Annotated in this window: 7 protein-coding genes and 3 tRNA genes; 1 reads left to right on the top strand and 9 read right to left on the bottom strand. The window is 69.4% G+C overall.

What is annotated here, in order from left to right; all coding sequences use genetic code 11:
• Positions 1–19 precede the first annotated feature (19 nt).
• The 9 genes from B0I28_RS03675 to B0I28_RS03635 all read right to left on the bottom strand — a co-directional run bounded on the left by B0I28_RS03675 (position 20) and on the right by B0I28_RS03635 (position 7,487).
• The gene (locus B0I28_RS03675; RefSeq protein WP_106362425.1) at positions 20–1,540 is read right to left on the bottom strand and encodes an extracellular solute-binding protein; all 1,521 of its coding nucleotides are present in this window, start codon (positions 1,538–1,540) and stop codon (positions 20–22) included.
• A 61-nt stretch (positions 1,541–1,601) separates the two neighbouring features.
• A complete protein-coding gene (locus B0I28_RS03670; RefSeq protein WP_181245623.1) occupies positions 1,602–2,243 on the bottom strand; it encodes a DUF624 domain-containing protein in 642 nt (213 codons plus the stop codon).
• Between the two features lie 289 nt (positions 2,244–2,532).
• A complete protein-coding gene (locus tag B0I28_RS03665) occupies positions 2,533–3,216 on the bottom strand; it encodes a glycosyltransferase (RefSeq protein ID WP_106362423.1) in 684 nt (227 codons plus the stop codon).
• 70 nt (positions 3,217–3,286) lie between these two features.
• Entirely contained in the window at positions 3,287–4,198 is a 912-nt protein-coding gene (locus tag B0I28_RS03660) for a carbohydrate ABC transporter permease (RefSeq protein WP_425433424.1), read from the bottom strand.
• 8 nt (positions 4,199–4,206) lie between these two features.
• Positions 4,207–5,181, bottom strand: a complete 975-nt coding sequence (locus B0I28_RS03655; protein ID WP_106362422.1) for an ABC transporter permease — start codon at positions 5,179–5,181, stop codon at positions 4,207–4,209.
• Positions 5,182–5,228: 47 nt separating this feature from the next.
• Positions 5,229–6,908 (bottom strand): ABC transporter substrate-binding protein, encoded by a 1,680-nt coding sequence (locus B0I28_RS03650; protein WP_106362421.1) that lies wholly within the window; start codon positions 6,906–6,908, stop codon positions 5,229–5,231.
• Between the two features lie 287 nt (positions 6,909–7,195).
• Positions 7,196–7,269 (bottom strand) — tRNA-Cys (locus B0I28_RS03645).
• A 49-nt stretch (positions 7,270–7,318) separates the two neighbouring features.
• A tRNA-Val gene (locus B0I28_RS03640) sits at positions 7,319–7,390 on the bottom strand.
• Positions 7,391–7,414: 24 nt separating this feature from the next.
• A tRNA-Gly gene (locus B0I28_RS03635) sits at positions 7,415–7,487 on the bottom strand.
• A 136-nt stretch (positions 7,488–7,623) separates the two neighbouring features.
• Between B0I28_RS03635 and B0I28_RS03630 the strand changes: the two genes are divergently transcribed.
• Entirely contained in the window at positions 7,624–9,957 is a 2,334-nt protein-coding gene (locus B0I28_RS03630) for a Tex family protein (RefSeq protein WP_106362420.1), read from the top strand.
• Positions 9,958–9,967 lie beyond the last annotated feature (10 nt).

Genomic DNA, 9,967 nt, shown 5'->3' with positions numbered 1-9,967 from the left:
CCCGGCCCCGCGCGGGCGGTCAGTTCAGGTCGGCGTACAGGTCGTTGATCTCCTGCACGACGTCGTCGCCGCCGCTGGAGCGCCAGGTGTCGAGGGCCGCCTGGAGTCCGGCGTCGTCGATCTGGCCCGCGATGTACTGGATGCGGGCGTCGGCGATGATCGTGTCGAGCTGGGCGCCGCTGGTGGTGTAGGTCGGCGAGACGAACCCGGCGGCCGGGTTGAACACGGCGTTCGCGAGGTCCTCGGCCTGGAGGTCGAGCCGCTGCTGGTACAGGGCCTTGTCGTACTCGGTCTCCTCCTGGATCGGGTAGGCGTTGTAGCCCGCGACGTTCATGCCGAGCTGCGCCCACGCCCCGGTGACCTGGTCGGTGAAGTCCTGCTTCGCGGGGTCGAACACGGCCTCGCCGTCGACGACGGTGTAGTTGTCCCCCTCGATGCCGTGGTTCATGAGGTTCTGCGCCTCGGTGGTGTTGAGCTCGTTGAGGGCCGTCAGGACCTGCTTGAGCTGGTCCTCGGTCTGGACGCCCGCGCGGGGGACGGCGAGGAAGCCGGAGTACCCGGAGGTGGGCAGCGCGTAGGTCCCGTTGGGCCCGTCGAGCTGGCCGACGAGCGCGACGTACTGGTCGTAGTGCTCGGGGTCCTGCTCCTTGAACAGGCCGGCGAGCTGGGTGGCGCGGGACTGGACGTCGATGATGATGCCGCCCTCGCCGTTCAGGAACGGCTCGTTCCAGGTGGCGGGGTCCATCGTGGCGTAGTCCGCGTTGACGTAGCCGTTCGCGACGAGGTCGCGCTCGTACTGGAGGGCCTGGAGCCACTCGTCGGTGGTGAAGGCGGGGACGAGCTCGCCGCCCTCCTCGCGCCACAGGTTGCCCGAGCCGTACCAGGTCTCGATGGCGTCGTAGGGGCTGCCGTTGCCGATGCCGCCCCAGGCGGGGTTGATGATCCCGTAGGTGTCATCCTCGCCGTCGCCGTCCGGGTCGTCCTCGGTGAAGGCGCGGGCGACCTCGTAGAGGTCGGCGGTGGTCTGCGGCTGGGCGAGCCCGAGGTTGTCGAGCCAGTCCTGGCGGAGGATGACGCTGGTGCGGATGACGTCGCGGGCGCGGTAGACGCCGTAGACCTTCCCGTTGACGCTCGCGGCCTCCTGCACCTGCGGGTTCTCGGTGACGAGGTTGGGGTAGTCGCCGGAGGCGAGGTACTCGGTGAGGTCCCAGAACCCGCCGGCCTCGGCGGTCTGGACGAAGGACTGGTCCTTGCCCTGGATGACCATGACGTCGGGGATGTCGTCGCCCGCGAGGACGGTGTTGGTCTTGCTGCCGTAGTCGGTGTTGGGCACCCACTGGACGCTCAGGTCGAGGCCGGCGAGGTCGCTGAGCGCCTTGTCGACCGGGTCGTCCTCCTCGGGCGGGACCGCGGAGAAGAACGGCGCCATGATGTCGAGCGACTCCAGCGGTTCAGCGTTGTCGCCGCCGTCCGAGCACGCGCCGAGCGCGAGGCTCCCGACGGCGAGCAGCGCCACCGGTATGCGCTTTCTTTTCAACATGGGGGTTGTCCTTTCGGAAAGGGGATTCTCGATTGCCGTCCCGCCGGCGGCGGGCGGATCGTCAGGCCGCGCCCGGCAGGCTCCGGTCGTTCGCGGCGAAGAAGGAGAGGCACAGCGCGGTGCACAGGTGGATCCACACGCCGACCGACAGCACCGGCCCGAGCCCGGGGACCAGTGCGGTGACCGCGCCGACGAGCGCGGTCGTGGCGGCGAGGAGGAGCGGCGCGCCGGGGAAGCGGAGCAGGAACTCCCAGGCCAGGCGCAGGCACCGGCCGCGGCGCAGCTCGTAGTGGGCGTCCATCGCGATCGCGAGGAGCAGGTGCGCGACGGCAAGGGCGAGGGCGGCGACGAGCGCGGCCCGCAGCCAGGGGGACTCGGCGGCGGCGAGGTTCCAGCCGAGGGCGGCGAGCACGAGCGCCGACGGGGCCGCGAGGAGGTTCGCGTGGACGAACCGGCGCCGCCACCGGGAGGCGAAGGCGCGCAACAGGTGCTGGGAGTCGCCGCGCAGGCGGGTGCGGCTGCACGCGGCCGCCGCGGCGAGCGCGGGGGCCCAGCCGAGGACGATGCCGCCCGCCAGGGTGAAGGCGATCACCAGGAGGTTCAGGGCGCCGACGTAGGCGATCGCGTCGAGCCGCCCGTACCAGCGCTCGGTCCGCGACCCGCCGGCCGCCGCCGGACCGCGAGGGGTGTCCAGTGTCGTCATGCGCGTACTCCACATCTCCGTCGATGCGTCCGGGCGAGGGGCCCGGCGAGGGGTGCCGCGCCAGGGAGGCGCGGCCGTCACACGTTATTGAAAGGATTCAAACGTGATTGACACAATAGTTAACGATCAACTCCACGTCAACACTGCGCCGGTACCGCCATCAAAGCCCTGAAACGGACCACTGTGGAGGCGTCCCGCCGCGTCGTCCTTGAATCGGTTCAACCGCGGGCCGCAGAGGGTATGCGGGCGCGGGCGGGAGGCATGGCCTCCCGCCCGCGTTCGGGTCCGGTCAAGGTCGGGTGAACCGCTTCGTGACGTCGTCGACGGCCGGGCGGACGACGAGCCACAGGCCGGCGGCGAATGCCCAGCCGACGAGAAGGAGCACCGCCTCGGAGCCGGCGACGACGACGGCCGCCGCGACGACGAGGAGCGCGAGGATGCCGAGCGAGGACTTCCAGGACAGGAAGAACTCGGCGGCGGCCACGCGCAGCACGTCGCGGAAGCGGAACGAGAAGAACGACGTCACCGTCAGCAGGTGGCCCGACCACACCGCGAGCGCGACGAGCAGGACCGCGCCGACCGGGCGCAGGACCGCCCCGCCGGGCACGGTCCCCGCGAAGAGGACGTTCACGGCGAGCACGGTCGCCGCCGCGAGCACCGGGACCCACCACGCGAGGGTGTCGCGCAGGTTGAGCCGCAGGCCCCGCAGGAGCGGCCGGGCCGGGGTCAGGTCCGGTTCCGCGGCCCAGGCCCGCTGCGCGTACAGGGCCGCCGAGAGGGCGGGCGCGGCGGGCAGGAGCGCGGCGGCGAACAGGACCGCGTTCCCGGCCTCGGGCGCGAGAAGCGTCCACAGCGCCACGGTGGGAAGCCCCGCGACCGCGAGGAACACGGCGAGGACGAGGTAGCGGTAGACCGCGGCGGTGGCCCGGGAGAGGGTCCCGGGGCCGACCTCGTCGGCGTCAGTGCGGATCATTCAGCGTTCACTCCTTTTTGGGGAGAGGCGAGCGCAGCGAGCCGGTGGGCGGGGCGACGGGTGCGGGCCATCACCCCTTCACCGACCCCAGCATGACGCCCGTGACGAAGAACCGCTGCACGAACGGGTAGATGCACAGGATCGGGATGACGGTGAGGATCATCGTCACCGCCTGGATGTTGGAGGACACCAGGGCGGTCGTGGTCCCGGCGGCCGCGGCCCCCTCGGACGCGGTCGTGGAGGCGCCCGCGATGAGGTTGCGCAGGAACAGGGTCACGGGGAACAGCTCGGTCTTGTCGAGGTACAGGAACGCGGCGAACCAGTCGTTCCAGAACGCGACCGAGTAGAACAGGATCATCGTGGCGATGACGGCCTTCGACAGCGGCAGCACGATGCGCCCGAAGATCCCGTACCAGCCGAGGCCGTCGATCTGCGCGGCCTCTTCGAGCTCCTTGGGGAGGCTCTCGAAGAAGGACTTCATGACCAGCAGGTTGAAGACCGAGATCGCGCCCGGCAGGACGATGGCCCACATGGTGTTCTTCATGCCCAGCGAGGAGATGAGCACGTAGTTGGGGACCAGGCCGCCGTTGAAGAACATCGTGAACACGGCGATGCCGATGAGGACCTTGCGGCCCTTCAGGTGCGGCTTCGAGAGCACGAACGCGTAGGTCGTGGTGAGGACCATCGCGATCGCGGTGCCGGTGACGGTGTACAGCACGGTGTTGCCGTAGTTGCGCCAGAACGTCTCGTTCTGCATGACGGCGGCGTACGTGTCGGTGTTGAAGCCGACGGGCCAGAACGACACCTGGCCGGCGTTGATCGCGCCGGGCGAGGAGAACGACTGGGCGAGCACGGTGATGAACGGGTAGAGCATCAGCGCGCACAGCAGGATCAGGAACACGGTGTTGAAGGCGCCGAAGACGCGCGTCCCGCGGGTCTCGCGGCCGCGGCTGGGCCCCCGGAGGACCCGCTCGGGGTCGATTCTCGTCGTCACCACAGGCTCGTCCCCACCATCCGCCGCGAGATCAGGTTCGCGGAGAGCACCATCACGAGGCCGATCAGGGCCTGGAACAGGCCGATCGCCGCCGCATAACTGAGATTGTTCGACACCAGGCCGACCCGGTACAGGTACGTCGAGATGACGTCGGCCGTCTGGTAGGTCAGCGGGTTGTACAGGAGCAGGACCTTCTCGAAGCCGACGTTGAGGAACGTGCCGATGTTGAGGATCAGCAGCGTGATCATCGTCGGGCGGATGCCCGGGAGGGTCACGTGCCAGGTCTGGCGCCACCGGCCCGCGCCGTCGATGCGCGCGGCCTCGTACAGCGAGTCGTCGACGGAGGTGAGGGCCGCGAGGTAGAGGATCGTGCCCCAGCCGACGGTCTGCCACACCTCCGACCCGACGTAGACGGCGCGGAACCACTCGGGCCGCTGGAGGAACGGGATGCCCTCGCCGCCGAACGCGCCGATGATCTGGTTGACGGTGCCCTGGAGCGACAGCAGCTGCATGAGCATGCCGACGACGATGACCACCGACAGGAAGTGCGGCAGGTAGGAGATCGACTGGACGATCTTCTTGAAGTGCCGCTTCCGGACCTCGTTGAGCAGCAGCGCCAGGATGATCGGCAGCGGGAAGCAGACCACCAGGGTCAGGCCGCCGAGGATCGCGGTGTTCGTGAAGACGTGCCAGAACGAGGGGTCGTTGATGAACATCTCGATGTAGCGGAACCCGACCCACTCGTCGCCGAAGATGCTGCCGCCGGGGCGGAACCTCCGGAACGCGATGACGTTGCCGACCATGGGGCCGTACTTGAAGATCGCGAAGAAGATCAGGGGCAGGAGCGCGAGGCTGTAGAGCTGCCAGTCGCGGCGGAAGGCCTCGCGCCAGGTCTGGCGGCGCTTGCGGCGCCGCGGCGGCGGGGGCGCGGCGGGCGCTGCGGCCGGCCGCTCGGTGCTGGTGAGGGTCATGCGTGCACCTCCGATCGGCGCCGGGGCCAGGGGCCCCGGCGGGCGGATCAGGAGTTCTCCTCCTCGAAGCGGGTCCGGGCCCCGTTGACGAGGTCGACGTACTGCTGGAGGCCCTGCGCTTCGAGCTCGGCGACGTAGTCGTCCCATTCGGCGATGTCGCGCTCGCCCATGATGAAGCGCAGCGTGTTGGTGTCCACGGTGTCCTTCAGCGGGGTGGCGAGGAGCGAGGCCTGCTCCAGCTCCATCTCGTCGAGGGGCGCGGGCGGGTTGGGGTCGCGCGGGGTGCGCGTGGAGAGCACGGAGTCGATGTACTCGACGAACGTGGGCGTGTTGTAGGACTCCTTGAGGGAGCGGGCCTCGGTCGAGTCGGCGAACACCGAGTTCGACCAGCCGAGGTCCGCCTGGATGTCCGTGGGCGCGCCCGGGTTGATGTTGTACGCGTCGAGGGAGAACTCCGGCTTGAGGGTGATCTTGCCGTCGGCGTCCTTCGTGTAGGTCTCGTCGAGGACGCCCCAGCGGATGAGCTCGCGCGCCTCGGGGTTGTAGTAGAGCCAGTCGAGGAACTGGAGGGTCGCGAGGAAGTACTCGGACTCCGCGGCCTCGGCGTTGAGCATGAAGCCGTTCCAGAAGTTCCGCGGCTCGACGACCTGCCCGGCGGGGCCGCCGGGCGGGGCGATCTGGAGGACCTCGTAGTTGCCCTCGCCGACCGTCTCGTTCAGGGCCTGCGCGAACTCGATCGCGGTGCCGCTCGAACCCGACGCGGCGAACACGAGCTCGTTGGCGAACTTCTCGGCGACGCTGCCGCCGCCGGAGCCGTCGTTCGCGGCGGTGAGCGAGTCGGTGTCGAGCAGGCCGTCGGCGACGAGGCCGCGGAAGTACTCGACCATCTGCTTGTAGCCCTCGGAGACCGCCGTGTACTGGAGGCCGCCGTTGCCGTCGTCCATCATGCCGTCGCCGAAGCCCCAGCCGGCCTGCGCGCCGAAGGCGTGCGCGGCGTAGTTGAGCATCGACGCGGCCTCGAAGCCGTCGGCGAGCGGGTACGAGTCGGGGTAGGCGGCCTTGATCTTGACGAGCGCCTCGCGCATCTCGTCCCAGGTCTCGGGGATGCCCCCGGCGACGGACTCGAAGACGTCCTTGCGGATCACGAGCGTGAACACCGGGACCGAGACCTCCTGGAGGCCCGGCAGCATGTAGTACTTGCCGTCGGCCTGCTTGAGGTTGTCGATCATGCCGCCGAGGTCCCACTCCTCCACGTACTTCTGGAAGTTCGGCATGTGCTCGACGTAGTCGCTCATCGGCACGATCGCACCGGAGGACACGAACGAGTCCTCCTCGCCGGTGTACACGAGCGGGATGATCGAAGGGGCGTCGCCCGCACTGAGCAGCAGGCTGCGCTTCTCGACCGCGTCGCTGAAGGGGATGGTGGTCAGCTCGAACTTGACGTTGGTGCGCTTCTCGATCTCGTCGAAGAAGGTCCAGGTATCGGTCACCGGCAGGTCCGGCCACTCGGTCCACAGCAGCGACAGGGTGAACGGCTCGGTCGCTTTGAACTGCGTGTCCGCCTTGAAGTCGTCCATCGCGCCCTTGGACTGGGCGTCGAGGTCCACTTCGGCGTCGCCGTCGTCGCTGCACGCCGCGAGCGCCATCGCACCCGTGGCGGCCACCGAGAACCCGATGAGTCCGCGGCGGGTCGCCTTGAAGGGCGTTCGCCCGTACACGTCCGACATGTGTCTCCTCCTTGAGAACGGCCCGGTTTCCGACCGAATGCGCACGATCACACGACCGCCTCGACCGAAACTTTCGGAGCCTTTACCGATAATTTCCAGAGCTTAATTCCGACGGGCAGTGATGTCAATAAATCTCCGCGCCCGGCCGCAAGCGCGTGCCCGGGCAACGGCCCCAAAACGGGCTTCCAGAGGACGAAAGAGAATGGGGGTATGCGGAATTGATGCAGAAGCGGGAGGGTAAGGAAAAAGCCCGGTCGCCCGGGCTTCGTTCCTCGATGTTCATTCGATGGAGGTGGGTACGGGATTCGAACCCGTGTGCACGGCTTTGCAGGCCGTTACCTAACCGCTCGGACAACCCACCCTGGTGTGGAAAAGACCCAGGCCTTGCGAACCTGGGCCTTTCACTTCGGTGGACGATACTGGGATTGAACCAGTGACCTCTCCCGTGTCAGGGGAGTGCTCTCCCGCTGAGCTAATCGTCCGGGACAGCGCTCTTTCGAGCTCCGAGCGGACGACCGGGATCGAACCGGCGACCTACACCTTGGCAAGGTGTCGCGCTACCAACTGCGCTACGTCCGCATGTCTTCCAGGAGTTTGTTTCCGTTCCCCCGGCGACGGGATAGAACTTTACCCAACCCGTCCGGAAGCGTCCACCGGGGGGTCGGGGCTTGCGGCTCTCCCCGGTGTTGTCGCAGCGCTCTGGCAGAATCCTCCCGTGGCTCAAGCTATCGATCAACGCATCGCCGAAGAACTCTCGGTCGGCGCCCACCAAGTCCGCTCGGCCGTCGCGCTCCTCGACGACGGCTCCACCGTCCCGTTCATCGCCCGGTACCGCAAGGAGGCCACCGGGGGCCTCTCCGACGAGCAGCTCCGCTCCCTCGAAGAGCGCCTGGGGTACCTGCGGGAGCTGGAGGCCCGGCGCAAAGCGGTGCTCGAATCGATCGGCGAGCAGGGCAAGCTCACCGAGGCGCTGGCCGCGCAGATCGACGTCGCCGACACGAAGGCGCGGCTCGAAGACCTCTACGCGCCCTTCAAGGTCAAGCGCCGCACCAAGGCCCAGATCGCCCGCGAGGCCGGGCTGGAGCCGCTCGCCGACCTCCTGCTGAGTGATCCCTCACAGGACCCCGAGGCCGCCGCCGCGGCGTTCCTCAACCCGGAGAAGGAGGTCGCCGACGCGGCCGCCGCGCTCGCCGGGGCCCGCGCGATCCTCACCGAGCGGTTCTCCGAGGACGCCGACCTCATCGGCGACCTGCGTGAACGCATGTGGCGCAAGGGACGCGTGGTCGCGAAGGTCCGCGACGGGGCCGAGGAGAAGGGCGCGAAGTTCTCCGACTACTTCGACTTCGCCGAGACGTTCACCACGCTCCCCTCGCACCGGGTGCTCGCGCTGTTCCGCGGCGAGAAGGAGGAGGCGCTCTCGCTCGCGCTGGAGCCGGGCGAGGCCGAGGCCGACGGGGCCGACTGCGAGGCCGTGATCGCCGCGAAGTTCGGGATCAGGGACGAAGGGCGGCCCGCGGACGCGTGGCTCGCCAAGACCGTCTCGTGGGCCTGGCGCACCCGCATCCTCGTCAAGCTCGGCGTGGACCTGCGGATGCGGCTGTGGCAGCAGGCCGAGGACGAGGCCGTGAAGGTCTTCGCCGCGAACCTCAAGGACCTGCTCCTCGCCGCCCCGGCCGGGCCGAAGGCCGTCATGGGCCTGGACCCGGGCTACCGCACCGGCGTCAAGGTCGCCGTGGTCGACGCCACCGGGAAGGTCCTCGACACCACCGCGATCTACCCGCACCAGCCGCAGAACCGCTGGGACGACTCCCTGGCCGTGCTCGGCGCGCTCGTCAAGAAGCACGGCGTGCAGCTCATCGCCATCGGCAACGGCACCGCCTCCCGCGAGACCGACCGGCTCGCCGCCGACCTCGTGAAGGCGTTCGCGGGGACCGCGGACATCGCGAAGATCGTCGTCTCCGAGGCGGGCGCGTCGATCTACTCGGCGTCCGCGTACGCCACCAAGGAGCTCCCGGGCATGGACGTGTCGCTGCGCGGCGCCGTCTCGATCGCCCGCCGGCTCCAGGACCCGCTCGCCGAGCTCGTCAAGATCGAGCCCAAGCACATCGGCGTCGGCCAGTACCAGCACGACCTCACCGAGTCGAAGCTCACGCGCTCGCTCGAAGCGGTCGTCGAGGACGCCGTGAACGCCGTCGGCGTGGACCTGAATACCGCGTCGGTGCCGCTGCTGTCGCAGGTGTCGGGGCTGAGCGAGTCCGTGGCCGCGAACATCGTGGCCTACCGCGACGAGCACGGCCGCTTCGCCGACCGCAAGGGCCTGCTGAACGTGCCCCGCTTGGGCCCCAAGGCGTTCGAGCAGGCCGCCGGGTTCCTGCGGGTGCCGGGCGGGGACAACCCGCTCGACGTGTCCGCGGTCCACCCCGAGGCGTACCCGGTCGTGGAGCGGATCATCGCGGCCACCGGGGTCTCGGTCGCCGGGATCGTCGGCGACGCGAAGACGCTCCGCAAGCTCAAGCCCGGGGACTTCGCCGACGACCGCTTCGGCGTGCCCACGGTGACCGACATCCTCGCGGAGCTGGAGAAGCCCGGCCGCGACCCGCGGCCCGAGTTCAAGGCCGCCGCGTTCAAGGAGGGCGTCGAGAAGGTCGCCGACCTCAAGCCGGGGATGCTCCTCGAAGGGGCCGTCACGAACGTCGCCGCGTTCGGCGCGTTCGTCGACATCGGCGTCCACCAGGACGGCCTCGTGCACATCTCGGCGCTCGCGAACCGCTACGTCGAGGACCCGCGCGAGATCGTCAAGCCCGGCGACGTCGTCAAGGTCAAGGTCCTGTCCGTGGACCTCCAGCGCCAGCGCATCTCGCTGACGATGCGCCTGGAGGACGAGCCCGAGGCGGGCGGCGGCCAGGACCGGCGGCGTCAGGGCGGGGACAGGAACGCCAAGGGCGGCAAGGGCGGCGGACGCCAGCAGCCGCGCCAGGGCGGGGGCCGCCAGGCCGCGCCCGAGAGCGCGATGGCCGAGGCGCTGCGCCGCGCGGGGCTGGCGAAGTGACGCGCGGGAG

This window comes from Glycomyces artemisiae, assembly GCF_003002955.1.
Taxonomy (GTDB): Bacteria; Actinomycetota; Actinomycetes; order Mycobacteriales; family Micromonosporaceae; genus Glycomyces; species Glycomyces artemisiae.
Note: the sequence above shows the minus strand (reverse complement) of the source record. Positions and strands in the feature narration are given on the sequence as shown.